Source organism: Neisseria leonii (assembly GCF_028776105.2).
Taxonomy (GTDB): domain Bacteria; phylum Pseudomonadota; class Gammaproteobacteria; order Burkholderiales; family Neisseriaceae; genus Neisseria; species Neisseria leonii.
On the sequence record NZ_CP145606.1, the window covers coordinates 1399691 to 1425828 of the forward strand.

Here is a 26138-nt window from a genome sequence, read left to right on the forward strand (position 1 = left end):
GCTTAATTTTACTTCAAACAGGCAATGGCGGCCTGTGCCACGCGCTGCGCGCTGTCGGGTACGGCCAAAGTACGCGCGTTCCCCGCCCATTGCAGACAGCGTTCCCGCGTCAGCCCGGCCAGCACTTCGGCCAGTTTTTCCGCGCTCAGCTGCGCCTGCGGCAGCAGCAGCCCCGCTTCGGCCTGAACCATAAAACGTGCGTTGGCGGTTTGGTGGTCGTCCACCGCCTGCGGATACGGCACCAAAAGCGCGCCCACCCCCGCCGCCGTCAGTTCGGCAATCGTCAGCGCGCCGGCGCGGCACAATACCACATCGGCATCGCGGTAGGCGGCGGCCATATCGTCGATAAATTCGCTGCATTCGGCGGCGACACCGGCCTGACGGTAAGCAGTTTCCAGTGCTTCGAGTTTGCCGCGACCCGACTGGTGGCGCACCTGCGGCCGCATTTCGGCCGGTATGGCCGCCAATGCCTGCGGCACGGTTTCATTTAATACCTGCGCGCCCAAGCTGCCGCCCACCACCAGTATTTTCAGACGGCCTGTCCGTCCGGCAAAACGTGTTTCGGGTGCGGGCAGCGCGGCGATTTCCACGCGCACGGGGTTGCCCACCAGCCCGCCTTCTGCGTCAAAGGCTTTGGGGAAGGCATACAGCACCCGTTCCGCCCAGCGTGCCAGCTGTCTGTTCGCCAAGCCGGCCACCGCGTTCTGCTCGTGAATCACCATCGGCACGCCCGACAGTTTCGCCGCCAAACCGCCGGGGAAAGTCACAAAGCCGCCGAAACCGATTACACAGGCGACACGGTGTTTTCGGATAATGCGCCGCGCCGCGTTGACCGTCTGCCACAGGGTAAACGGCAGCATCAGTTTGCGTTTGAGACCGTTGCCGCGCACGCCTTTAATCGCCAGCGTTTCGAGCAGAATGTCCTGTTGCGGCACAATCCGCGTTTCCATCGCCCCTTCGCTGCCCAACCAGACGACATGATGGCCTTCGGCCTGCAAGGCACGCGCCACGGCCAGCGCGGGAAAAATATGTCCGCCCGTACCGCCTGCCATCAGCATAAAGGTTTTTCCGCCCATCTCTTACCCTTCCACTTTAAAGCCGCGCATTTTGAGGCGGTTTTCATAATCCACACGCATCAGCAATGCCACGCACACCAGCATCATCACCACCGACGAACCGCCGTAAGACATCAGCGGCAGCGGCAGCCCTTTGGTGGGCAGAATGCCGACATTGACCCCGATATTGAAAAAACTCTGAATCCCCAGCCAGATACCGATGCCCTTGGCGACAAATGCACCGAAAAAGAGTTCCAGATCGCGCGCCTGCTTGCCGATGGAAAAAGCGCGCCATACCAGCCAGCCGTAGCAGAACACCAGCACGCACATACCGGCAAAGCCGAACTCTTCGCCGATAACGGCAAAAATAAAGTCCGTGTGCGCCTCGGGCAGATAAAACCGTTTTTCCAAACCCGCACCCAAGCCCACACCGAACCATTCGCCGCGCGTAATCGCCATCAGCGAATGCGAAAGCTGGTAGCCCGAGCCGAACGGATCTTTGAACGGGTCGAGGAACGACGTTACCCGTGCCACACGGTAAGGTGCAGCCGCAATCAGACCGGCCATCATCATCAGCCCGACCGCCACCATGACGCTGAACCACTGCCACGGCAGACCGGCCAGATACAGCATACCCACGGCAATCACGGAAATCACCACAAACGAGCCGAAATCCGGTTCCAGCATCACCAGCCCCAGGCCCAGCCCGATCAGCATGCCCGGCGGAATGATTTTTTTAAACTCGCGCAGCACCTCGGCCTTTCGGGTAAAAAAACTGGCCAGATACAGAATCACCGCCAATTTGAAAATCTCCGTCGGTTGGAGATTGACCGGCCCCAACTGTATCCAGCGTTTGGCACCGTTGATCTCCCGTCCCACGCCGAGTACGGCCATCAACAGCAGCAACGCAACACCGAAAATCAACGGCGTCCACTTTTTCCACACCGCCAGGCGGATTTTGGCCGCTGCCAGTGCCGCTGCCGCCCCCGTGGCGACAAATGCCGCCTGACGGGTCAGGAAAAACATTTTGTCGCCGTTCTCCTGCCCCGCATACACAATCGAGGCAGAATAAATCATCAGCAGGCTGAACGCGGTGAGCAGCACCACCATCCATAATAAAGACTGGTCGATTTTATGCCCGCTTTTGAGCACCGGCCGGTCCAGAAGTTTCGATTCGCTAATCATATCCGACTTCTTAAAATTGACTCCGAAGGCCGTCTGAAAACGAGTGCAGCGGGTTTCTGCGAAGCTAAAATAGTGCGCAGCACTATTTCTGCGCAGCGAAAACAAGCAGAACCAGTTTTCAGACGGCCTGAATTTATAGGGCGCGGAATGCTTCGGCAAACACCTGCGCGCGGTGGGCATAGCCGTCAAACATATCGAAGCTCGCGCAGGCGGGCGACAGCAATACAGTATCGCCGCTTTGCGCCAGACGGTAGGCCGTCTGAACCGCTTCGGGCAGCGTGGCACAATCGGTCATCGCCACACCCGATCCGGCCAAATCGCGGCGGATTTGCGCCGCATCGGCACCGATCAGCAGCACCGCGTGCGCTTTGTCGCGCACCGCAGGCACCAGCGGCGTAAAGTCCTGTCCTTTGCCCTGCCCGCCCAAAATCAGCACCAGCGGCGCGGACAAACCCGAAATCGCCGCCAGCGTCGCGCCGACATTGGTGCCTTTGGAATCGTCGATAAAGGTAATGCCGTTTTTCTCGCCGATTTTTTCCACACGGTGCGGCAGGCCTTTAAACGTTTGCAGGTGGCGCAGCAGCTCCGCACGCGGCAGGCCGATGCTTTCGCACAGAGCCAGCGCGGCCAGCGCGTTGGCCGCATTGTGCAGCCCCTGCAACGGCACGGCTTCCAGCGCAAGCAAATCCGTGCCGCCGTTTTTCAGACGGCCTGCCGCCGTATCCGCCCAATAATCGTTTTCCTGCCGCAGCGAAAACCATTTCACTTCGCGCCCGCCGCGCCGCATCGCACGGCAGAAGGCATCGTCGGCATTGAGCACCTGCACGCCGCTGCCGTTGAACACGGCGGTTTTGCTGTGCGCATAATCGAGCAGGTCGTTGTAGCGTTCGAGATGGTCTTCGGAAATATTCAGGCACACGGCGGCATCGGCATTCAGACTCGGCGCGGTTTCCAGCTGGAAACTCGACAATTCCAACACCCACACACCGGCTTTTTTGCCGCCGCGCTGCATTTCGGCTTCCAGCACCGGCAGGCCGATATTGCCCGCCACCACGGTATCCAACCCGCTTTCGCGGCACAAATGGCCGACCAGGCTGGTTACCGTGGTTTTGCCGTTGCTGCCGGTGATGGCGATGACTTTGTCGCCGCGTGCGCGCACAATCCGCGCCAGAATTTCCACATCACCCAGCACTTCGCCGCCGCGCCGTTCAAACGCGGCAACGGCCGCCTGACGGCGCGTGATGCCCGGGCTGAGCACCAGCGTATCGAAATCCGCCAGCGGCACATCGTCCAAACGGCCGCCATATAAAGGCAAATCGGGGAAACGCGCCGTTAATCCCTCAGCGCGCGCTTCGTCCAAGCCGGTATCGTAGGCCGATACCGCCGCGCCGCTGCCGCGCAAATAGGCAATCGCGGACACGCCGCTGCCGCCCAGACCCGCTACCAGAATTTTTCGCTTTTGCCAGTTCATATCCGTCTTCAAAAATCTTCGGGTTTACATTTGTCCTGCCAACGGCCGGCACGGTTTTCAGACGGCCTCGAAAACGTCCGCCATACCGTATTCGGCGAGTACCTCAGCCAATTCGGGCAGGCGGTCGTGCATACTGCCCGCCACCGGCGGCTGCGGCGGCGCGTATTTCGGCTCGTTTTGGTTGCGCATCCAGTCGGCCAGCACAAACAGATGCAGCAGCACCGCCCCCGCCGCATCGCGCGCCAAAGGCGTACTCCGCAAGGCTTCGGCAAAACAGGCAATCCATTGATTGCGCGTTTTCACCGTTACCGCAAAAGGAAAATGCCGCCGGCGCAGGCGCGGGTGGCCGTGGCGCGTTTCATACAGCGGCGGCCCGCCCGTCCAGCCGCTTAAAAACTCAAACAGCCGCTCTTCGGCATAGTCCAGCGTTTCGCCGTGTACCGCGCGCAAAGCGGCATAACGCGGATTGGTGTCCATCAGATGATAGAAACGGCCTACCAGTGCGGCCAAGCCTTCTGCCCCGCCGAGCAGGGTGTAGAGTGTGGTGGGTTCTGTCATTTTCGGTTCCACAAACGGGCGCGCTGCCGTTTCCGCCGCGCAGAAATACCGTACCTGTTTTCACTTTGCAGAAACTTGCCCCGTGCCGTTTTCACTGCACTCAACCCGCTTCGCCCGTTTTAGCTGCGCAGAAATAGTGCTGCGCACTATTTTCAGACGGCCTGTATCAGCGGATTTTCAGCGTACTCAAACCCACCAGCACCAGCACAATGGTGATAATCCAAAAACGCACCACCACCTGTGTTTCTTTCCAGCCTTTTTGTTCGTAGTGGTGATGAATCGGCGCCATCAGGAAAATGCGCTTTTTGCGCGTTTTATACGAGCCGACCTGCAACATCACCGACAAAGCCTCCACGACAAACAGCCCGCCCATAATCAGCAATACCAGCTCCTGCCGCACAATCACGGCCACCGTTCCCAAGGCCGCGCCCAGGGCCAGCGCACCCACATCGCCCATAAACACCTGCGCCGGATAGGCGTTGAACCACAAAAAGCCCAGACACGCGCCGCACATGGCCGCGCAGAAAATCACCACTTCATTCGCACCGGCGACAAAAGGCAGTTGCAGATAATGGGCAAACTGGGCGTGCCCCGTGGCATAGGCGAACACGGCCAGACCGCCCGCCACCAGCACCACGGGAAACGCCGCCAGACCGTCCAAACCGTCGGTCAGGTTCACCGCATTGGACGTACCGACAATCACAAAATACGTCAGCACCACAAAGCCGATGCCGCCCAAAGGATAGGCAATCTGTTTGAAAAACGGCACGATAAACGCATTGCTCGCGCCCAGGCTGGCAAAATAAAACAGAAAAATGCCCGCACCCAGCGCAACGGCCGACTGCCAGACAATCTTGAACCGCCCCGACACGCCGTTGGGGTCTTTGTACACCACTTTGCGCCAATCATCGTAAAAACCCAGCGCGCCCGTCGCCAGCAGCACCGCCAGCAGCACCCAGATATACGGATTCGCCCAATTGCCCCACAGCAGGGTGGACACGGTAATCGCCGTCAGAATCAGCGAACCGCCCATCGTGGGCGTACCGTTTTTAATCAGATGGGTCTGCGGCCCGTCGGTGCGCACCGCCTGCCCCACTTTCAGCGCGGTCAGGCGGCGTATCGTCCAGGGCCCCAAAAGCAGCGAAAACCCTAATGCCGTCAGCGCGGCCATCACGGCGCGGAAGGTGGTGTATTGGAAAATATTCAGCGCGGAAATCCAGTCGCTGAAATGGGTGAGCCATAAAAACATGGGGCTTCCTTCGGGTTGGTTCTGTTTTGGTTCCGTAACGGTTTTTGCATCATGCGGACGGTGCCGCCAAAGCCGTCTGAAACCGGCGAAGCTGTTCTGCGAAACCAAATCAGCGGCGCGGATTTCTGCACCGTTAAAACGGAAGGCAGCAAATTTCAGTTTTGCAGAAACCCGCTGCACCCGTTTTGGCTGCGCAGAAATAGTGCTGCGCACTGTTTTCAGACGGCCTCAGCCAGCAGCGCATCGGCCACTTCTTCCATCTTCATAAAGCGCGAGCCTTTCACCAAAACGTGTGCGTGTTCGGGCAAGTCGTGGCGCAACACCTGTATCAGCGGGTCTTTGTCGGCAAACCACAGACCGTTGCTGCCGAAGGTTTCGGCGGCGTGTGCGCTGTCGCTGCCGGTGAAATAAGCGGCTTCGATGCCTTTTTCGCGTGCGTATACGCCCACTTCGGCGTGCATGGCGGCCGTTTCGGCTTCGCCCAGTTCGCCGATGTCGCCCATCACAAACACGCGCGGGGCGGGCAGCGCGGCCAGCACGTCGAGCGCGGCTTTCATGCTGTCGGGATTGGCGTTGTAGGTATCGTCCAGAACGGTTGCACCCTTGATGCCCGCCTTAATATTCAGACGGCCTTTGATGTTGGCAAAGTCAGACAGGCCGTCTGAAATCTGTTGCAGCGTCAAACCGGCCGCCTGCGCCAACGCGGCGGCGGCCACGGCGTTGGCGATATTGTGCCGCCCGGGTACAGGCAGCCTGACGGCGGCACGCTCACCGCCGCACACCAAATCAAATTCGCACGACAGCGGTTTTAAAATGATGTTTTCGGCATGAATGCCGCCTTTTTCCACGCCGAAGGTCTGCATTTTCAGACGGCCGGCCGCTGCCTGAAAGGTTTCCGCGTTCGCATCTTCGCACGGAATCAGCGCAAGGCCGTCTGAATCCAGGCCTGCGTAAATTTCGCTTTTCGCTTTCGCGATACCGGCCACGCCGTCGAAACCGCAGCCCACATGCGCGCGCAGGGCATTGTTCACCAGCGCGGCATCGGGCCGGGCGATGCGGGTCAGCACCGACAGTTCGCCGGCATGGTTCATGCCCATTTCAATCACGGCATAGCGGTGCTGCGGCGCGAGTCGGAGCAGGGTCAGCGGCAGGCCGATGTGGTTGTTGAAATTGCCCGCCGTCGCCAGCACGGCCGCTTCGCCGAATGCGCGCCGCAACACCGCCGCCAGCATTTCTTTGACCGTGGTTTTGCCGCTGGAACCGGTGATGCCGAACACAAAGGGATCGACTTCGCCGCGCCACGCCTGCGCCAGCTTTTGCAGCGCGGCCAAAGTGCCGTCCACCACCAAAGCCCCACCCAAACCCGCACAGTCCGCCCGCGACACCACAACGGCCGCCGCACCCCGCGCCAAGATGTCCGGCACGAAATCGTGGGCATCAAACCGTTCGCCCGCCAGCGCAAAAAACACATCGCCGCCCTGAATATCGCGGCTGTCCGTTACCACACGCCCGACCGCGCGGTTTTCACGCGGCGCGGGCAGGTTCAGGGTTTGGCAGATAAAGTTTAAATCTAAATGTTTCATATTTTCCGTGCCGTTCATGGCCATTTTGCAGCCGGGCAGAAACCCGCTTTGCCGATTTGAGCTTCGCAGAAACTTCGCTGCGCCGATTTTACCGTTTCAGACGGCCTAACGGTTCTGATCAATCAGCGGATAAGGATTCACCGCGCCCTCAGGCAGATATATTCCGTAATGCAGCTGCGGCATACCTTTGGCATTGCCCGTGTCGCCGACATAGCCGATGATGTCGCCGGCGCGCACCCGCGCATAGCGTCGGTGGCCGGCGGTGCGGCTCAAATGGGCATAGTAATGCTGCGCGCCCGCACTCTGCACATAAACGGCTTTTCCACCCAAGCCGCCGTCTGAAAAGCGGATAATGATACCGTCGGCGGTACTGCGCACGGGGGTTCCGCGCTCGGCCAAAATATCGACGCCCTCGTGTTTGCGCCCGCCGCTGCGCGGTGCACCCCATGTATCGGCAAAACGGTGGCCGCGCACGGGATTGGGCAGGCTCATCATTTCGGGCGGCGGCTGCATTTTCAACGCGGCCAATTCCGCCGCAGGCACGGGCGGCGAGAGACTGCGGCAGGCTGCCGCCGATAGGGCGGCGGCCGCCAACATCAGGCGGCACAGGCTGCGTTTTGTCATCGTTTCTTCCGTAGTTCGTGTACGGGGCGTTTCAGACGGCCTTTACCGCAATCACATCATGCCGTTGCCGTTTTCCGCTTTTATCAGGCCGCCTGAAACGGGCAAAGCAGGCTTTTTCACAGCTCAAATAAATGCGCAGCCAAAACGGGAAAGCGGTTTCTACCCGTCCAAAGCGGCCGCAATGCGTTTTTCATTCGTGAAAACAGCCGACGGTACGGCATTTAACGTGCCGCCAATGCGGCTTGCGCGGCTTCAAAGTCGGAAAAGTGCTGTTTTTCGCCCAATATGTCCTGATAGGTTTCATGGCCTTTGCCTGCGATCAGGACAATATCGTCTGCTGCCGCGTGCCGGACGGCATATTCAATGGCGGTTCGGCGGTCGGCCGACACATATTCGGGCTGCGGCACGGCAGGCAGAATATCGTTGATAATGGCCTGAGGTTCTTCCATGCGCGGGTTGTCGCTCGTCACGACCACTTTGTCGGCACCGCCGTACGCAGCCGCGCCCATCAGCGGGCGTTTGCCCTTGTCGCGGTTGCCGCCGCAGCCGAACACGCACCATAAATCCGCGCCCTGCGGCTTGATTTCCTGCAAGGTGGCCAGTGCTTTTTCCAGCGCGTCGGGCGTGTGGGCATAATCGACGACGACCAGTGGTTTGCCCGCATTCATGATGCAGTCCATGCGGCCGGTGGCGGGGCGGATTTGCGCCAGCGCGTCCAATACCTGCGCCAAGGGATAACCCGCCGCGCACAGCACGCCCGCACAGGCAGCCAGATTCTGCGCATTGAATCGGCCGAGCAGCCGGGTTTGGCAGCGTCCCTGCCCCCACGGTGTTTCCAGTACTACTTCCATGCCGTTGGCGGAAGCGGCAAATGATGCAATGCGGATATCGGCCTGTGCCGAAAATCCGTAGCCGTAAACTTCCGGCCCGCCGCGCTCGGTTTGAGCGGCACGGAGATTCACGCCGTCTGTTTCGGCCTCGCAGAAACCTGCTTCACTCGTTTTAGCTTCGCAGAAACCCGCTGCGCTCGTTTTCAGACGGCCTGCCAGTTCCGCACCAAAGGCATCGTCCACATTGATGACGGCGTGTTGCAGCCCCCGCCAGTCGAACAGGCGCGCTTTGATGTTGCCGTAAACTTCCATGCTGCCGTGATAATCGAGATGGTCGCGGGTAAGGTTGGTAAACACGGCCGTCTGAAATGCCACACCGTTCACACGGCCTTGGTCGAGGCCGTGGCTGGATACTTCCATCGCCACGGCACGCGCGCCCTGTTGCCGGAATCCGTGCAGCAGGGTTTGTACGCTGACGGGATCGGGCGTGGTGTGGGTGGCTTCGGCCAAACTGCCCCAAAAGCCGTTGCCCACTGTGCCGATGACGGCGCAGCTGTTCGGGCGGCCTTCCAGAATGTCGGCGGCCTGTGCCAGCCATTGGGTGATGGAGGTTTTGCCGTTGGTGCCGGTTACCCCCCATACGTTCAGGCCGTCTGAATCGATGCGCGACGGGAGGCCGTAAAGTTGCGCGGCCAACAGCCCTGCCCGTTCAGTCAGATTTTTGATGCCTTGATGGGGGACGCACCATTCACTGTTCCAGGTAAATGTGCCGTCGTCGTCCCAAAATACAAACGCCGCGCCGCGGGCAAGGGCATCGGGGATAAAGTTGCGCCCGTCGGTGTATTCGCCTCGGCAGGCAATAAAAATATCGCCGCTGCGGATGTTGCGGCTGTCGGCATGAAGCAGCCGCCCCGCCGCGTTTTCACACAGCAGGGGCGGCAGAACGGTTTCGGCCGGGGGAAATGACTCGCTGAACATAACGTGCTTTCCGTCAGTTTTTCGCGGCTTGAACGCCGCCGCTCTCTTTCAGGGGCTTGGTCGGTGCCACGCCCATGATATTCAGGCTGCCCGCCGTAACCGCTTTAAAAACAGGCCCGGCCACCGTGCCGCCGTAATAACCGTTAGCGGAAGGCTCGTCCACCGACACAGCCACAATCACGCGCGGTGCTTCGGCCGGCGCAAAGCCGATAAAGGTGGCCACGTGTTTGTTGTCGGCATAACGGCCGTTGACCAATTTGCGCGCCGTACCGGTTTTGGCCGCCACATCAAATCCGTCCACCGCACCGGCCGTACCCGTGCCGCCTTTTTCGGTTACCGCAATCATGATTTTGCGCATGGCACGGGCAGTTTCCGGTTTGATAACCTGCTCGCCCTGCGGTGTCTGCTCCTGTTTTTCAAATGAAACCGGCATCAGCTTGCCGTCGGTGGTCAAAACCGTATAGGCGCGCGCCAGTTGCAGCAGGCTCAGCTGCAAACCGTAGCCGAACGACATGGTAGCCTGCTCGATGGGCCGCCAGTTTTTCCAGTTGCGCAGCATACCCGGGGTTTCGCCGGGAAAACCGGAATACATACGCTGCCCCACACCGATCTGCCGGTAGAAATTGTACATATCCTGCGGCGCGTACATGGCGGAAATACGGCTGGTTCCGACATTTGACGATTTCTGGATAATGCCGCGCACGTCCAGCGAGGCATAGTTGTAGGTATCGCGCACGGTGGCGGGGCCGATTTTATAGCTGTTGGTGTTGAACCACGAATTTACGCCGATTTTGCCGTCGTCCAACGCTTTGGCCACCGGAAAAGGTTTGAGTGCGGAACCGGGTTCCAGCATATCGGTTACTGCGCGGTTGCGGCGCTGTTCGCTGTTTGCGTTGCCGGGATTATTGGGGTCGTAATCCGGCGCATTGACCAAAGCCAGAATTTCTCCGGTTTGTGCGTCCAGAACAACGGCACTGCCCGCCTTGGCACGGTGGTAAGCCACCGCCTTGTTCAATTCTTCATACACCAGCGTTTGAATGCGCTGATCCAGCGACAGCCGGACATCGAGGCCGTCTTTCGGTTCGCGGTTGCGCGGCGAATCGATGCCGTCCACGATATTGCCTTTATTGTCGCGCAGTACCACTTTGGCACCGTTCTCGCCGCGCAGGCGTTTTTCCAACGCCAGTTCGAGACCTTCCTGCCCTTTGCCGTCGATATTGGTAAAACCGACCACTTGGGCAAACAGCCTGCCCGACGGGTAATGGCGTTTCGTTTCCTTCTCAAACGCCAGACCTTTAATATTCAATGCCGCGATTTTATCGGCCGTCTCTTTCGGCAGCTGGCGTTTCAGGTAAACAAATTCCACCGGTCTGCCCGATTCGGTTTCCTTGCGCGCCAAACGGCTGCGCAGGGTTTCCTGCGGCATATCCAGCAGTGCGGACAATTGCGCCAACTGATCATCACCCGGCATTTCCATACCCGCCGGCACGGCATACAGTGATTCCGTGGGCGCGGAAATGGCCAGGCGCGTACCGTTGCGGTCGGTAATCAGGCCGCGCGACGCAGGCAGGGTAACCGTACGCACAAAACGGTCGTCGCCGTACTTCTTGTACTCTTCGTATTTCACGGTATTCATGCGCACGCCCTGAAAAATAATGGCGCTGAACGCCACGGCAAACGCACCGAGTACCAAAACGATACGGCCGTTACTGGTAACCGGTTTTTTGCCTTTGGGCTGGCGCGGAAGCATCCGCGGCTTGTAGTCGTTCTTAATCAGCATATGACTTCCGAATACTGCTTTTTTATTGTTTTACCGTAATGATTTTGGTGTCGGCCGCAATAGGCGGCTGCAATTTCTGACGCTCGGCCGCCGCTTTAATCAGGCGGGTATTGGCCAGTTTTGCCTGAGCCAGTTGCAGGCGCGCATAATCCTGTTCCAGTTTGATTTCGGCCTTCTGTGCCCGATCCAGTTCGCTGAACCGCAGGCGGGTTTGGTTTTTGACCGTCACCACCGTCATGGCCGAAGCAAAAGCCACCGCCAGCAAAATAATGTTCACTTTATTCATTTTCAGACGGCCTGTTCTCTGTCGGGCAATCCGTGTACTGCAAATCCGCCTGCGGTACGCTCGGCCACCCGCAACACAGCGGAACGCGCACGCGGATTGGCCGCCACTTCCTGCGCCGAAGCCTTTTGCGCCTTGCCGATCAACGTCAAAGGCGGCTGCGGCAAATCCGCTTCGCGCACCATCACCCACTTGGGCAGCTGCTCGCGGCCGGCACAGCGTTTCATAAACTGTTTGACGATCCGGTCTTCCAAAGAATGAAAGGCAATTACGGCCAAGCGGCCGCCGACATTCAGACGGCCTACCGCCTGCGGCAGCACCGCCTCGATTTCTTCCAATTCGCGGTTGATAAAAATCCGCACCGCCTGAAACGTACGCGTGGCCGGATCCTGCCCGCGCTCGCGGGTGCGCACATTCTGCGCCGCCACCGCCGCCAGCTTGGCCGTCGTATCAATCGGTGCTGCGGCCCGCTGCGTCACAATCGCGCGCGCAATCTGACGGCTGAACCGCTCTTCGCCGTAGTTTTTAATCACTTCGTGAATCTCGTCTTCCGAAGCCGATGCCAGCCATTCGGCGGCAGACTGCCCCCGCGTCGGATCCATGCGCATATCCAGCGGCGCATCAAAACGGAAACTGAAACCGCGTGCCGCCTCATCAATCTGCGGCGACGAAACACCCAGATCAAACAGCGCACCGTCAATCTGCCCGATACCCAAGCCGTCCAAGGCCGTCTGAAAAGCGGCAAATCCGTCATGCACCACCGACACCCGCTTATCTTTCGCCGCCAGCTCACGCGCCACCGACACCGCCTGCGGGTCTTTGTCGAACACCACCAGACGGCCTTTTTCGCCAAGCTTCGACAAAATCAGGCGCGAATGGCCGCCGCGGCCGAACGTGCCGTCCACATACACACCGTCGGGTTTGACTGCCAGCGCGTCCACCGCCTCATGCAGCAGCACCGTAATATGAACCGCTTCTTTCGTCATAACGGCAGATCCAGTCCGGCCAACTCGGCAGCCAGCACCTCGGGATCCATCGCCAGCACTTCGGCCTGCTGCCGCTGCCACACACCGCGATCCCACAATTCCAGCTGATTGCCTTTGGGCACCAGATTCACTTCACGGTCAAACGATACCTGCCGCCGCAGCCCGCCCGGCAGCAAAATGCGACCCGCGCCGTCCAAATCGACCGATTCGGCATTGTGCAGCATCATATTCTGTACACGGCGCGCCAACGGATTACCCTGCGCCGTGGTCGGATCCAAAAGTTTGGGCACCCAGCCCGCCCATACCTGCTCGGGGAACAGCAGCAGATGATTTTGACTGGCAATCGTGATGACCAGCGTCGGCGTATATTGGCGGTGCAGGACATCGCGAAGCTTGGCCGGTATAGCCAAACGCCCCTTGCTGTCTATGCTCAATTCCTGAGCGCCGCTGGTAAAAAACACGCCGTTCTCCGATTGGATCTCTTTCGGCAAATATCCCACTTAAAGACACTTTGCCCCACATTTCGACACTATAAGAAAAATCCGCAGCCACGTCAAACAAGCCCGACACAAAAACAATCCGTCTAACAAACACTTAGCCGCCACCCAACCGCACACACCCGCAGCCAAACCGCCCCAAAAAACCAGCCAAACCAAAATATTCGGTAAAAATACAAACATTTACTATCCGGCAGCCGACACCGTACACCTCCATGACAATCCGCAACCGGCACGCTACAATAGCCGCCGCACCTGAACTTTTTACAAAATCTAACCGATGCCCCCCGACCTGCCCCAACCCGAAACCGATGCCCTGCACGCCAGCCTGATGCTGCAAGAAACCGTCAAGCAGGAAATCCGCCGCCAAGGCGGCTGGATACCGTTTTCCCGCTTTATGCAGCTGGCACTCTATGCCCCGCAATACGGCTACTACACCGGCGGCGCGCACAAAATCGGTGCCGCAGGCGACTTCATCACCGCCCCGACACTCTCCCCGCTGTTCGGCCAAACCCTCGCCCGCCAGCTGGCCGAATTACTGCCGCAAACCGCCGGTACCGTGTACGAATTCGGCGCAGGCACCGGCGCACTGGCCGCCACCCTGCTGCAACACCTGCCGCCGCACAGCCTGCGCGAATACTGCATCATCGAACTGTCTCCCGACTTGGCCGCCCGCCAGCTGGACCATATCCGCCGCCACGCCCCCGAAGCCGCCGCCAAAGTCCACCGCCTGAACACCCTGCCCGATACGTTCGACGGCATCATCATCGGCAACGAAGTACTGGACGCCATGCCTGCCGAACGCATTGCCCGCATTTCAGACGGCCTGATGCAGGTCGGCACCGGCATCGAAAACGACACTCTGTGCCTGCAAAACCGTCCGCTGGATAATCCCGGACTTATCCGTGCAGCCGAAACCTACCTGCCGCACCTCACCCCCTACACCAGCGAGCTGCACCCCGCCCAACACGCCTTTATCCGCACACTCGCCGACAAACTCACACGCGGTGCGATGATTTGGATAGACTACGGCTTCGATGCCGCCCAGTACTACCACCCGCAGCGCAGCGACGGCACCCTGATCGGCCACTACCGCCACCATACCGTCCACGACCCGCTGTTTCTCCCCGGCCTGACCGACCTGACCGCCCACGTCAATTTCACCGACATTGCCGATGCCGGCTGCTCGGCCGGACTCGACCTGATCGGCTATCTGCCGCAAAGCCGCTTTCTGCTGAATCTCGGCATCACCGACCTGCTCGCGCAAACCGCCCCTCCCGACAGCGCCGCTTATCTGCATGCAGCCGCCGCACTCAACCAACTGACCGCACAGCACGAAATGGGCGAACTCTTCAAAGTCATCGCCTTCGGCCGCCATATCGGCATCGACTGGACGGGCTTTCGGCACGGCGACATCTGCCATAAGCTGTAAAAGAAATTTAAATTTACAGATAAATCAAACAACAACAGCCGGCCCATCAGTAAAACATCAGACAGTATTTGACAAACTGGCAGGCAGACTTTATAGTTGCAACTTCGCTAGGCGAATTAGCTCAGTCGGTTAGAGCAGAGGAATCATAATCCTTGTGTCCGGGGTTCGAGTCCCTGATTCGCCACCAGAATACGGGGGTATAGCTCAGTTGGTAGAGCGCTTGCATGGCATGCAAGAGGTCAGCGGTTCGATCCCGCTTACCTCCACCAAACAAAAAAAAGCAGTCGGTTTGTCCGACTGCTTTTTTTATTTTTGCCGCCCCTGCCGGCCCGGTTTCTCTGTCTGCCGAACGACATCTTTATTTCAGACGGCCTATCCGCCTTGCCATTTGCTGCGAAAAGCAATATGGTTATGCGGCAGCACCATATCCAGCAGCCGCAAAGGAATCCGCCATGTCTCCACCCTGCCCGCGCACCATCGCCGAAACCATTCTGGCCGGTTTCAACCGCCATTACCGCCTCTACCGCGAAGCCTCGTCCCAGGCCAAACATCTGTTTGAAACCCGCAACTGGAAAGGCATTCAGGATTTGGTGGCCTACCGCATCCAAATGTATGACAACCGCGTACGCGAAGCTGTGGACGTATTGCGCGAAACCCTGGCCGACTGCTGCGGTTCCGATGCGCTGTGGGCGGGTGCGAAAAAGGAATACATCGCCCTGCTGGTGAACCACAAACAGCCTGAATTGGCCGAAACGTTTTTCAATTCGGTATCCACCAAGGTTTTGGCCAAGGAATACTTCAACAACCAGTTTATTTTCGTCAAACCGGCCATCAGCACCGAGTTTATCGATTCCGACCCGCCCGCTTTCCGCACCTTTTATCCCGCCCAATCGAGTCTGGCCGACTGTTTCCGCCAGATTCTGCACCATTTCGGCTGGCAGGTGCCGTTTGCCCACGAAGATGAAGACATCGCCCATATTCTGACGGCGGCCGAACGGCACCTGCGGCAGGAATGGCCCTTACAGGAAATGAACCTGCATATCCAAGTACTGCATTCGCCGTTTTACCGCAACAAATCGGCCTATATTTTCGGCCAGATTGTCAATGGCAGCAGCAAACACCCGTTTGCCCTGCCCGTTCTGCACAACGATGACGGCAGGCTGATGATTGATGCTGCGCTGTTCGATCCCAAGCAGATTTCGGTATTGTTCTCGTTTGCCCGCGCCTATTTTTTGGTCGATATGCCGGTTCCCAGCAGCTATGTGCGTTTTCTGCGCGAAATGCTGCCGATGCGTTCGGACGGCGACTTCTACACGCTGCTGGGACTGCACAAGCAGGGCAAAGGCATTTTCTGGCGCGAGTTTACCCAGCATCTGCAATATTCCGACGATAAATTTATTCCCGCACCCGGCATCAAAGGCTTGGTGATGAGTGTATTCACCCTGCCCTCGTTTCCTTATGTTTTCAAAGTCATTAAAGATGTTTTCGGCCACAATAAAGATTTCGACCGCGACTATGTGCGCGGGAAATACCTGCTGGTGAAAAAGCACGACCGTGTCGGCCGCATGGCGGATACGCTGGAATTTTCCAATGTGCCGCTGCCCAAACACCGCTGCGATGAAACTTTCCTGCAAGAAATGCGCACACTTGCCCCCAATCAAATCGAAGAAACCGAAGATTGGGTCATCATCAAACACGTTTACATCGAACACCGCCTCAAACCGCTCAATCTGTTTATGCAGCAGGCCTCGCCGGAAGAAAAAGCCGCCGCCGTTATCGATTACGGCTTCGCACTCAAAGAGCTGGCTTCGGCCAATATTTTCCCCGGCGATATGCTGTATAAAAACTTCGGCATGACCCGTTTCGGCAGAGTGATTTTCTACGACTACGACGAAATCGAATACATGACCGACTGCAACTTCCGCAAAATCCCGCCCGCCCCCTCGCCGGAAATGGAAATGTCCGACGAAATCTGGTATCCCGTCCGTCCCGGCGATGTCTTTCCCGAAGAATTCGGCCCCTTCCTGCTGGGCGAACCCGATGTACGCCAAGTATTTATGAAGCACCACAAAGACCTGCTGACCGTCGAATTCTGGCAGGGCAAAAAAACACGCCTGCAAGCCGGACTGTATGACGATTTCTACCCCTATCCGCAATCGGTCCGCTTCCGCCCGCAGAAAACCGCCGAAGGCCTGGTGGACGATACCGATGTCTGACATTGCCGGTTTTTTCGCCCATCAGGAAGCCTATTTCACCCGCCTGGCCCAACAGGGAAAATCGGCACACACCTTGTCCGCCTACCGCCGCGACTTGGCCGAACTGGCCGCATTGATGCCGTCTGAAAACGGTGTACTGCACCCGCACCACTTCACGGCCGCGCTAAAAAAACTCTCGCAGCGCAACCGGCATCCGCGCTCGCTGGCACGCAAATTGTCGGCATGGCGGCAATACGCACGCTACCTTCAGGAACAAAACCTGATCGATACCGATCCGCTTGCCGGTCTGCGCGCCCCGAAAACCCCCGAAAGGCTGCCCAAAGCCGTCGATGCCGAACCGCTCAACCGCACCTTCGACCATGCCGCCGCCGACACTCTGCCCGACTGCCGCGACTTGGCCATTTTCGAACTGCTGTACGGCTGCGGCCTTCGGCTGGCGGAAGTACACGGCCTGAATGTGGACGATATCCACCTGGACGGCGGCTGGGTCAGTGTTACCGGCAAAGGCGGCAAACCGCGCCAAGTTCCCTTGGGCAGCCAAAGCAGGGCTGCCCTGCACCGTTATCTGCCCCGGCGCCATGCCCCAAGCGGCGAGCAGGCACTGTTTACCAACAACAGAGGCCGCCGCCTGGGTATGCGCCAAATCCAGAACCGCCTGCGCGACTGGGCACTGAAAAACGGCAGCCCACAGCATTTAAGCCCGCACATGCTGCGCCACAGCTATGCCAGCCACCTGCTCCAATCGGCAGGCGACATCCGCGCAGTACAGGAGCTGCTCGGCCACAGCCGTCTGTCCACCACCCAAATCTATACCAAACTGGATTTCGACCATCTGGCCGCCGCCTATGATGCCGCCCACCCGCGCGCGCAGCGGCAAAACAGCAGCCCGGACACCGACGAACAGGCCGGACGGTAAAAGGCCGTCTGAAAACACCCCCGGCGTTTCAGACGGCCTTCAAGCCTTCAAACATCAGCAGTCGGAAATCAGGCGTTGCCCGCCGCTTCCTGCTGCTGTTGGTACATCGCCTCGAAATTGATCGGCGCGAGCATCACGGGCGGGAAGCCCGCACGGGTAACGGTACTGGAAACCGCCTCGCGTGCATACGGGAACAGGATATTCGGGCAGGCAACGCCCAGCAGCAGCTGGCGGTCTTCCTCGGGAATACCCGCCAGACGGAAAATACCCGCCTGCGTTACTTCGTTCAGGAACATCACGCGCTCATCGGCCAGCTTGGCGGTTACGGTAACGGTTACGGCCACATGGAAAAATTCGTCTTCCAACTGCTCGCTTTGGGTAGAAATGCGCATATCCACTTCCGGCTCGCCTGCTTCCAGAAAAATCTTCGGCGCATGGGGCACTTCCAAAGACAAATCTTTGATATACAGTTTTTCAATACTGAAAACCGGTTGCACTTCCTGCTGTTCTTGCACTTGTTCACTCATTTCACTACTCCGCTTGTCTAAATAGGCCGTCTGAAAACGGCAGGTCAAGATAATCTGCGGCCACCGCCGCCTGCTTCATACAGACAGCACCATACCGCTTATTCAGGGACACCGCAAGCCCGGCCTAAATCCGCATCGGCATCACGATATATTTGAAGTTCGGATTGTTCGGCACGGTAAACAGCGTCGAACGGTTGGCATCGCCGAACGCCAGCTGCATATCGTCGCTGTGGACATTGCGCAACACGTCCATCAGATAATTGATATTGAAGCCCACTTCCAGCTCTTCGCCCTGATAAGCGATTTCCAGCTCTTCGCGCGCCTCCTCCTGCTCGCTGTTGCTGCACACCACGCTCAACAGGCCGGGTTGGAGCAGCAGGCGTGCGCCGCGGAATTTTTCGTTGGCCAAAATCGCCGCACGCTCCAACGCGCCCAGCAGCGCGGTGCGGCCGACCAGAAAGATTTTATCGTTATCGAGCGGAATCACGCGGTTGAAATCGGGGAATTTGCCGTCCACCACTTTGCTGACGATAATCGTATCGTTGCAGCGGAAACGGACTTGGTTGTTCAGCAGCTCGACCGTTACCTGCTCTGTCGGCTGGTTGAGCAGTTTGAACAGTTCCAACACCGTTTTGCGCGGCAGAATCACTTCGGCTTTGGGCAGCTGCGCATCAATGGAAGTGGCGGTATAGGCCAGACGGTGGCCGTCTGTCGCCACCAGACTCAGCCGGTTACCCTCAACCTGCATCAGCAGGCCGTTGAGATAATAACGGATATCCTGCACCGCCATGCTGTACTGCACCTGAGACAGCATATTTTTCAGCACTTCCTGCGTCAGCGAAAAAGCCGAGCTGACTTCCTCGCCCACACTCATCAGCGGAAAATCTTCCGCCGGCAGGGTTTGCAGGGCGAAACGCGACTTGCCCGCTTTCAGTGTCAGCCGGTTTTGTGCCCAATCCAAAGCCACCAGCGACCCTTCGGGCAGTGCGCGCAGAATATCCTGTAATTTTTTGGCGTTGGTGGTGATGCGGAAGTCTTCGGCCGCGCTGTCGGGGCCGGCGGTGTTAATCTGGATTTCCAAATCGGTGGCCAGAATATTCGTTTGGCCGTGCACATTTTCCAACAGCACATTAGACAGAATCGGCAGCGTGTGGCGTTTTTCCACAATGCCGGTTACTGCCTGCAGCGGTTTGAGCAGCGCATCGCGTTCGGCTTGTAAAATCTGCATTTTTCGTTATCCCTTTATGCGGATTAATTTCGGATTAAATTGAACAGTTTTTCGTAATCTTGCGCCACTTCGGGATCTTCCGAACGCAGCTGGCCGACTTTTTTCACACCGTGCATTACCGTCGTGTGATCGCGTCCGCCGAAAGCGTCGCCGATGGCGGGCAGGCTCATATTGGTCAGCTCTTTGGTCAGGCACATGGCAATCTGGCGCGGGCGGGCAATATTCTGCGAACGCTTTTTGCCGAGAAGATCGCTGATTTTGATGCGGTAGTGGCGCGCCACTTCTTCCATAATCAAATCGGCCGTGATGACCTTGTAGGCACTCGCCACCATCGCACCCAATGCTTCGCGCACCAAATCCAGATCCACTTTTTTGTTCAGAAAACGGCTGCGCGCTTCCACCTGCTTGAACGCCCCTTCCAGCTCGCGCACGTTCGAGCGGATATGCTTGGCGATAAAGTCGGCCACTTCTTCACTCAACTCTATGCCCGACAATTCGGCTTTTTTGCGCAGAATATCCACGCGCATCTCAAATTCCGGCGGAGCCAGTTCCAGAGTCAGGCCCCAGACAAAACGCGATTTGAGACGGTCGTCCAACTCTTCTATGCGCGCAGGCAGGACATCGCAGGTCAGAATCAGCTGTTTTTTCTTTTCATGGAAATGGTTGAAGAGGTAGAAAAACTCCTCCATCGTGCGGTCTTTGCCTTTGATAAACTGAATATCGTCGATAATCAGCAAATCATATTGCTTGTATTTCTGCTTGAACGCTTCAAAACCCTTATTGCGGAACGCCGCCATCAGGCCGCGCACATAATCGTCAGCGTGCATATAGCAGACCTTGGCCTGCGGATTCTTGGCCAGCAGGCTGTGGCCGATGGCCTGAGCCAGATGGGTTTTACCCAAACCCGTGCTGCCGTAGAGAAAAAAAGGATTGTATTGCTGGCCGGGGTTTTCGGCAATGGCCTTGCCTGCTTCCGCCGCCATGCTGTTGCCCTTGCCCACCACCAAAGTTTCAAACAGATAGTCGGGAGCCAGATTGCTTTGCTTCAAACGTTCGGTATGCGCATCAAACGCGCCTGTTTCCGCATCAGCCTGCACTGTTGCCGCCGTCCGGCCGTCTGAAACCGGTGCGGCGGCAGTTTTCGCCGACAACCGGCGCACACGTTCACTCAAAATATCGGCCGCCTTGCCGCGCATCACGGTTTCATCCGCCTCAACCCGCTCCGCAACACCGTTTTCAGACGGCCTGAAATCGCCCTGCATCTCTTCCCGCACTCTTGGCAAAGAAGCCGCCTTTTGCGTCTCAAAAGTCTCGGACGCCATCGGATAACTTTCCCCGCGTCCGGTTTTAATCAACAACGGCGGACGGGCAGGCACCAGCTCGGCACGCACCGCCTCCAAATGGACGGCAAACTGCGTTTTCAGCATATTGCAGCAAAACTGGTTTTTGGCATACACCGTCCAAACACCCGCCTCTTCTCCCACAGTCAGCGGCGCAATCCAAGTTTCAAACTGTTGCGGCGTCAGCATTTGGGAAAGGCGGCGCAGACACTGCGGCCAAAAATCGGCTAAATCCATTTCATACCGTCCGAAAAATCAGGTAAACCCCTGAAACCAATCATAAAGGCACCGGCCGTGCCAAGATGCGCGGATTATACCGAATTTCCCCACCATCGGCTATGAATAAAGCTGCGGCATATACGCTCCGTTTACACTCCGCGCACACGCAAAGAGTTTATATTGTTTGACAAAAGCCGCTTTTTAGGTTGTAATTGTCCGTTTGATATTTCTGATACATTTTAGGAAACAGTATGAAACGCACTTACCAACCCTCCGTTACCAAACGCAAACGCACCCACGGCTTCCTGGTCCGCTCGAAAACCCGCGGCGGTCGTGCCGTTTTGGCCGCACGCCGTGCCAAAGGCCGCAAACGCTTGGCTGTGTAACGCCCATGCCGTCATACGGCTTCGGCAAGCCTTACCGCTTACGCAAAACGGAAGATTTTTCTTCCGTTTTTGCTTTAAAAAAGCAGCGTCACTCCGCACTGTTCCAAGTCTGGTTTGCCGCTTCGGACGGACACTGCCACCCGCGTCTCGGCTTGATTGTCGGCAAAAAAGCCGCCAAGCGCGCCAACCGGCGCAACTACATGAAACGCCTGATCCGCGAATGGTTCCGCCTCAACCGCCACACGCTGCCGCCGCACGACTTTATCGTGCGCGTCCGCTGCGGCTTTACCCGCAGAGAAGCCGCACAGGCACGCGCGCAGCTGGCACGGCTGCTGGGCGGCCGAATATGAGCAGGCTGCTGCAATGGCTGGTGCAGTTCTACCGCTACGCCGTCAGCCCGCTGATCCCGCCACGCTGCCGCTATACCCCGACCTGCTCGCAATATGCACTGGAAGCTCTGCAAAAGTACGGCGCCCTCAAAGGCAGTTTGCTGGCCGCCAGACGCATCGCCCGCTGCCACCCGTGGGGCGGCCACGGCCACGACCCGCTGCCCTGATGCAAATAGCGTTCGGCAAAGCCCGATTTATCTGCTATCCTTAGCCGTTTCAGCCTGCGGCCGAGTTGCCGCAACCCCTTAATCCCGAAACACAGGAAAACACCATGGATTTCAAACGCATGACCCTGTTTTTTGCTGTGGCTCTGCTGATTCTGCTGGGCTGGGAACAACTGTTTCCCACCCCGAAACCCGCGCCGCAATCCGCCGCGCAGCAGCAGGCACAACAAAAAGCAGCGGCTGACACGGCATTGAAGCCCGCCGTCCCGGTTACGGTAACGACCGACACCGTCCAAGCCGTCATCGACGAAAACAGCGGCGACCTGCGCCAGATGACGCTGCTGAAATACGATGCGGCCAACGACAAAGCCAAAAATTTCCAGCTGTTTGGCGACAGCCAAGCCTATACCTACATCGCACAGGCCGATTTGGTGGACGATGCGGGCCGCAGCCTGACGAAAAACCTGACGTTCAGCGCACCGCAAAAAACCTACAACCTCAACGGCGGCAAAGCCGAAGTGAAACTGTCGGCCACAGCAGACAACGGCCTGCAAATCGATAAAATCTATACCTTTACCGAAGGCAGCTATCTGGTCGATGTCCGTTTTGACGTAACCAACAACAGCGGCACCGCCGTCAAAGCCGATCCGGCCTACCGCGTGGTACGCGACAAGAGTGCGCCCGAGGGTGAAGGCTTCTTTATGTACAGCTTTACCGGCCCCGTGCTCTACACCCCCTCGGGCGAGTTCCAGAAAGTCGCTTTCGACGACTTGGACGACGATTTCGAGAGCGGCCGCGAACAATCCGAATACCAACGCCGCACCGATTCGGGCTGGGTCGGCATGGCCCAGCACTATTTCATGGCCACTTGGATTCTCCAACCCAAAGACGGAGCCAGCGTCTGCACCACCGGTGTATGCAACATCGAGATCAAACGCCGCAGCAACAATCTTTACTCGGCCGGTGTCAGCGTTCCGATGAACGAAATCGCGCCGGGCACCGCCCGCAGCACCAATATGCAGCTTTACGCCGGTCCGCAGACCACCGACGTCATCCGCAATGTGGCCGACAAATTGGAGCTGGTCAAAGATTACGGCCGCGTCCACTGGCCGGCCACCGGCCTGTTCTGGCTGATGGAAAAAATGTACAAACTGACCGGCAACTGGGGCTGGGCGATTGTCCTGCTGACGGTTATCGTGAAAGCCCTGCTCTATCCGCTGACCAATGCCTCATACAAATCGATGGCCAAAATGCGTGCCGTCGCGCCGAAAATGGAAGCACTCAAAAAGCAGTACGGCGACGACCGCATGGGCATGCAGCAGGCCATGATGCAGCTTTACCGAAACGAAAAAATCAACCCCTTGGGCGGCTGCCTGCCGATGCTGTTGCAGATTCCCGTATTCATCGGCCTGTATTGGGCGATTTTCAACTCGGTCGAACTGCGTCAGGCACCGTGGCTGGGCTGGATTACCGACCTGTCGCGTACCGACCCGTGGTTTATCCTGCCCGTTCTGATGGCGGCCACCATGTGGTTTCAAACCACACTCAATCCGCCGCCCACCGACCCGATGCAGGCGAAAATGATGAAGATCATGCCTTTGGTGTTTTCCGTCATGTTCTTCTTCTTCCCCGCAGGCTTGGTACTGTACTATGTGGTGAACAACCTGCTGTCGATTGCCCAGCAGTGGTACATCAATAAGAAAATCGAAAGCCAACGCCAGCAAGGCGAAGTCGTTTCGTAACACAGGAAATGGCAAGGCCGTCTGAAAACCGTCCATAGCGGTTTTCAGACGGCCTTTTTATCCGCATGCCATTTCCATCCGCACTCAGCCGCCATACTCGAAGCGCGCCACCAATTCCACATGGGCGGTTTGCGCAAACAGATTCATCACGCCCGCTTCTTCCAATACATACCCTTTGCGCACCAACACCGCCGCATCGCGCGCAAACGTAGCCGGATTGCACGACACATACACCAGCCGTTTCGGCATACCCGCCGGCAAAGCCTGCACCAGCGCATACGCGCCCGCGCGCGGCGGATCAATCAGCATCTTATCCAAATGCCCCCAAGCCGCAACCGTTTGCGCCGTACATGCAAACAAATCGGCCGTCTGAAAACGGATATGGCCGGCCAAACCGTTCAAGCACGCATTGGCCTGTGCCCGCCGCGTCAGCGAAGCCAAACCCTCCACCGCCAGCACCTGCGCGCCGCTTTGCGCCAACGGCAGGGTAAAATTGCCCAAACCGCAAAACAAATCGGCAATCCGCTCCCCCGCTGCGGGATTCAGCAATGCCAGCGCACGCGCCACCATCAGCTCATTGGTTTCGGCATTGACTTGGGTAAAATCGCCCGGTGCAAACGGCATACGGATACCGTATTGACGCAACTCATAATACAAATCCGCCGCCTGCCCCGCCACACATTCGGCCGCCCCGCGCCCGTGCGACAGCCACAGCTGCAAAACCGTACCTGTTTCCTCCTGCCATGCCGCCAACGCCGAAATCAAGCGCGCACGCACCGCATCCGCCAGCGGGTGGCGCGTATGAATCTGCCACGCCAGTACACGGCTGCCTTGGGCAAACGACAGACCCTCCAAGGTTGCTTTGTCCAGCAGAGCACCGAGCAGCTGCTGCCACAAGGGCAGCATTCGCGCCACCGCCTCAGGCAGTACCAAACACCCGCCGGCCGCCACCACCCGATGACTGCGCCGCGCCTGAAACCCCAGCCGCAAGCCGTTTTCCGTCCATTGCGCGCGCAAACGGCCGCGCTGGCGGTAATGGCGGGCAAAACCGTAAATCGGCGGCAGCCAGCGTTGCGGGCGCACCCTGCCGATGCGCCACAACTGCTCTTCCACAATCCGCTGCTTAAACGCCACCTGCGCACTGTCTTCAATATGCTGCAACGCACAGCCGCCGCATTCGCCGAACTGCGGACACGGCGGTTCGCGGCGCACGGGCGAAACGTCGGACAGCGACACCGCTTCGGCCTCATCAAAGCCCTTATGCCGCCGCACAATACGGTATACCGCCCGCTCCGACGGCAGCGCACCGGCCACAAACACCGTTTTCCCCGCACCGCGCACCACCCCGCGCCCTTCCTGATCGATGCCCGACACCCGACCCTCGCCCGTCAAGGCCGTCTGAAACGCACCGGATTTCATCATGTTGTATCCTTGTCATTACTCAGCCGCACCGCGCGGCAAAAACGCATATTTTCGCACAACCGTCAGCAAACTTCGGTATGATAGTCGGTTATTTTTTCCAACCGACAGCCCTACTGAAAGTCTGCCATCATGATGAAAAAACTCGGATTCAGCCTGCCGGCCGCCATATTGAGTGCCGCAGCGGCCGCCAACAACCCAACCGCCCTGCCCGATGTCGCGCCGCTGGCGCAAGGCCAGCACGCCGCCGTCAATATTCCGCAACAGCGCCTGTTCCTGTATCAGGACGGCAAGTTGGTCAAAATCTATCCGGTCGGCGTAGGCAAAGCGGATACCCCCACCGATCTGGGCCGCCATTTAATCGGTGCCACCGCATACAACCCCACATGGTATGTCCCCAAATCGATTCAGAAAAAACGCAATGACGGTGTCAAAGTCGTTCCGCCCGGCCCCGATAACCCGTTGGGCGGCGTATTTATCCGCATGGGCGAACCCAAACTGGGGCTGGGCATCCATGCCACCAACACGCCTTCCAGCGTCCCCGGTGTCGTCAGCGCGGGCTGCGTGCGCATGAAATCTCCCGATGCGATGGAATTTGCCCGCACCATCAAACGCGGCACACCGGTTGATGTCATCTACCAGCTGGCCGCCCTCAACAGCGACAGCGACCAAAACCTCTGGCTGGCGGCATTCCGCGACCCCTACAAACAGAAAAACCTCGATACCGCCGCACTGCGCAAAAGCATCGCCGAATGGGCAAAAGCCAACGGTAAAACCGTACAGGCCAAACGTTTGGAAGCCGTCCTGAAAAACCGTACCGGCACACTGAACTGCATTACCTGCACCGCCCCCGCCAAAGTCAAAGGCAGCCTGCAATCGATTGAGTGGACAAGCGGCCGAGGCGTACTGACCGGCACCGAAGCCGTCAAAACCCCTGCCACTCCGGCCGAACCGACCGAAACGCTGCCCGAGGGTACGGCCATCGAAGTCGATGTCGGCGACACCGCACCGGCTTCCACCCCCGCTTCGGCACCGACTGGCAGCAATACCCTGTTTTAAACCGCGCCAAACGAAAGGCCGT

At 58.3% G+C, this 26138-nt stretch carries 24 protein-coding genes and 2 tRNA genes; 10 read left to right on the top strand and 16 right to left on the bottom strand.

The features are described from left to right. Positions 1–8: 8 nt before the first annotated feature. From murG to ORY85_RS06780, 12 genes are all read right to left on the bottom strand, one after another. A complete protein-coding gene (murG, locus tag ORY85_RS06725) occupies positions 9–1076 on the bottom strand; it encodes an undecaprenyldiphospho-muramoylpentapeptide beta-N-acetylglucosaminyltransferase (RefSeq protein WP_274572583.1) in 1068 nt (355 codons plus the stop codon). Between the two features lie 3 nt (positions 1077–1079). Continuing rightward, positions 1080–2240 carry a putative lipid II flippase FtsW gene (gene ftsW, locus ORY85_RS06730; protein WP_274572582.1) on the bottom strand — a complete coding sequence of 387 codons (1161 nt, stop codon included), beginning with the start codon at positions 2238–2240 and terminating at the stop codon, positions 1080–1082. Positions 2241–2373: 133 nt separating this feature from the next. Next, complete coding sequence (murD, locus tag ORY85_RS06735; RefSeq protein WP_274572581.1) at positions 2374–3711, bottom strand: UDP-N-acetylmuramoyl-L-alanine--D-glutamate ligase; 1338 nt, start codon at positions 3709–3711, stop codon at positions 2374–2376. Positions 3712–3768: 57 nt separating this feature from the next. Beyond that, complete coding sequence (locus tag ORY85_RS06740; protein WP_274572580.1) at positions 3769–4269, bottom strand: group II truncated hemoglobin; 501 nt, start codon at positions 4267–4269, stop codon at positions 3769–3771. 166 nt (positions 4270–4435) lie between these two features. Beyond that, entirely contained in the window at positions 4436–5518 is a 1083-nt protein-coding gene (gene mraY / locus ORY85_RS06745) for a phospho-N-acetylmuramoyl-pentapeptide-transferase (RefSeq protein ID WP_274572579.1), read from the bottom strand. Between the two features lie 218 nt (positions 5519–5736). Next, positions 5737–7101 (bottom strand): UDP-N-acetylmuramoyl-tripeptide--D-alanyl-D-alanine ligase, encoded by a 1365-nt coding sequence (gene murF / locus ORY85_RS06750; protein ID WP_274572578.1) that lies wholly within the window; start codon positions 7099–7101, stop codon positions 5737–5739. A 105-nt stretch (positions 7102–7206) separates the two neighbouring features. Beyond that, on the bottom strand, positions 7207–7725 hold the full coding sequence (locus tag ORY85_RS06755) for a M23 family metallopeptidase (RefSeq protein WP_274572577.1): 519 nt from the start codon (positions 7723–7725) through the stop codon (positions 7207–7209). Positions 7726–7946: 221 nt separating this feature from the next. Next, entirely contained in the window at positions 7947–9533 is a 1587-nt protein-coding gene (locus tag ORY85_RS06760; RefSeq protein ID WP_274572576.1) for a Mur ligase family protein, read from the bottom strand. A gap of 13 nt (positions 9534–9546) precedes the next feature. Next, complete coding sequence (locus tag ORY85_RS06765; protein ID WP_274572575.1) at positions 9547–11313, bottom strand: penicillin-binding protein 2; 1767 nt, start codon at positions 11311–11313, stop codon at positions 9547–9549. 22 nt (positions 11314–11335) lie between these two features. After that, positions 11336–11599 (bottom strand): cell division protein FtsL, encoded by a 264-nt coding sequence (gene ftsL / locus ORY85_RS06770; RefSeq protein ID WP_274572574.1) that lies wholly within the window; start codon positions 11597–11599, stop codon positions 11336–11338. A gap of 2 nt (positions 11600–11601) precedes the next feature. Continuing rightward, positions 11602–12582, bottom strand: coding sequence for a 16S rRNA (cytosine(1402)-N(4))-methyltransferase RsmH (gene rsmH / locus ORY85_RS06775; RefSeq protein WP_274572573.1), 981 nt, complete (start codon positions 12580–12582; stop codon positions 11602–11604). Then, on the bottom strand, positions 12579–13043 hold the full coding sequence (locus ORY85_RS06780) for a division/cell wall cluster transcriptional repressor MraZ (protein WP_274572572.1): 465 nt from the start codon (positions 13041–13043) through the stop codon (positions 12579–12581). The genes rsmH and ORY85_RS06780 overlap by 4 nt, the downstream gene beginning before the upstream one ends. Positions 13044–13359: 316 nt before the next feature. Here ORY85_RS06780 and ORY85_RS06785 point away from each other — a divergent pair, with 316 nt between their 5' ends. The 5 genes from ORY85_RS06785 (at position 13360) to ORY85_RS06805 (ending at position 17643) form a co-directional block, all read left to right on the top strand. After that, positions 13360–14511 carry a class I SAM-dependent methyltransferase gene (locus ORY85_RS06785; RefSeq protein WP_274572571.1) on the top strand — a complete coding sequence of 384 codons (1152 nt, stop codon included), beginning with the start codon at positions 13360–13362 and terminating at the stop codon, positions 14509–14511. A gap of 110 nt (positions 14512–14621) precedes the next feature. Then, positions 14622–14698: transfer RNA gene (locus ORY85_RS06790), tRNA-Met, on the top strand. Between the two features lie 6 nt (positions 14699–14704). After that, positions 14705–14780, top strand: a tRNA-Ala gene (locus ORY85_RS06795). Between the two features lie 183 nt (positions 14781–14963). Continuing rightward, positions 14964–16727: a bifunctional isocitrate dehydrogenase kinase/phosphatase gene (gene aceK / locus ORY85_RS06800; protein ID WP_274572570.1), complete on the top strand. Its 1764-nt coding sequence runs from the start codon at positions 14964–14966 to the stop codon at positions 16725–16727. Next, positions 16720–17643, top strand: a complete 924-nt coding sequence (locus tag ORY85_RS06805; protein WP_274572569.1) for a tyrosine-type recombinase/integrase — start codon at positions 16720–16722, stop codon at positions 17641–17643. Before aceK ends, ORY85_RS06805 begins: the two co-directional genes overlap by 8 nt. A 68-nt stretch (positions 17644–17711) precedes the next feature. On the opposite strand, the gene secB is transcribed toward ORY85_RS06805, so the two are convergent. From secB to dnaA, 3 genes are all read right to left on the bottom strand, one after another. Continuing rightward, positions 17712–18170 (bottom strand): protein-export chaperone SecB, encoded by a 459-nt coding sequence (gene secB, locus ORY85_RS06810; RefSeq protein WP_274572568.1) that lies wholly within the window; start codon positions 18168–18170, stop codon positions 17712–17714. A 124-nt stretch (positions 18171–18294) separates the two neighbouring features. Further along, the gene (gene dnaN / locus ORY85_RS06815; protein WP_274572567.1) at positions 18295–19398 is read right to left on the bottom strand and encodes a DNA polymerase III subunit beta; all 1104 of its coding nucleotides are present in this window, start codon (positions 19396–19398) and stop codon (positions 18295–18297) included. A 23-nt stretch (positions 19399–19421) separates the two neighbouring features. Then, positions 19422–20975, bottom strand: a complete 1554-nt coding sequence (dnaA, locus tag ORY85_RS06820) for a chromosomal replication initiator protein DnaA (protein ID WP_274572566.1) — start codon at positions 20973–20975, stop codon at positions 19422–19424. Positions 20976–21208: 233 nt separating this feature from the next. On the opposite strand from dnaA, the gene rpmH reads away from it, so the two are divergent. The 4 genes from rpmH to yidC all read left to right on the top strand — a co-directional run bounded on the left by rpmH (position 21209) and on the right by yidC (position 23638). Next, the gene (gene rpmH / locus ORY85_RS06825) at positions 21209–21343 is read left to right on the top strand and encodes a 50S ribosomal protein L34 (protein ID WP_002214728.1); all 135 of its coding nucleotides are present in this window, start codon (positions 21209–21211) and stop codon (positions 21341–21343) included. Positions 21344–21348: 5 nt separating this feature from the next. Next, positions 21349–21693, top strand: coding sequence for a ribonuclease P protein component (gene rnpA / locus ORY85_RS06830; protein WP_274572565.1), 345 nt, complete (start codon positions 21349–21351; stop codon positions 21691–21693). Continuing rightward, a complete protein-coding gene (yidD, locus tag ORY85_RS06835) occupies positions 21690–21899 on the top strand; it encodes a membrane protein insertion efficiency factor YidD (protein ID WP_274572564.1) in 210 nt (69 codons plus the stop codon). The genes rnpA and yidD overlap by 4 nt, the downstream gene beginning before the upstream one ends. Before the next feature lie 104 nt (positions 21900–22003). After that, complete coding sequence (gene yidC / locus ORY85_RS06840) at positions 22004–23638, top strand: membrane protein insertase YidC (RefSeq protein WP_274572563.1); 1635 nt, start codon at positions 22004–22006, stop codon at positions 23636–23638. A gap of 84 nt (positions 23639–23722) precedes the next feature. Here the strand turns inward: yidC and ORY85_RS06845 are convergent, their stop codons facing one another. Continuing rightward, positions 23723–25060 (bottom strand): 23S rRNA (uracil(1939)-C(5))-methyltransferase, encoded by a 1338-nt coding sequence (locus ORY85_RS06845; RefSeq protein WP_274572562.1) that lies wholly within the window; start codon positions 25058–25060, stop codon positions 23723–23725. A 132-nt stretch (positions 25061–25192) separates the two neighbouring features. Here ORY85_RS06845 and ORY85_RS06850 point away from each other — a divergent pair, with 132 nt between their 5' ends. Beyond that, the gene (locus ORY85_RS06850; RefSeq protein WP_274572591.1) at positions 25193–26116 is read left to right on the top strand and encodes a L,D-transpeptidase; all 924 of its coding nucleotides are present in this window, start codon (positions 25193–25195) and stop codon (positions 26114–26116) included. Positions 26117–26138 lie beyond the last annotated feature (22 nt).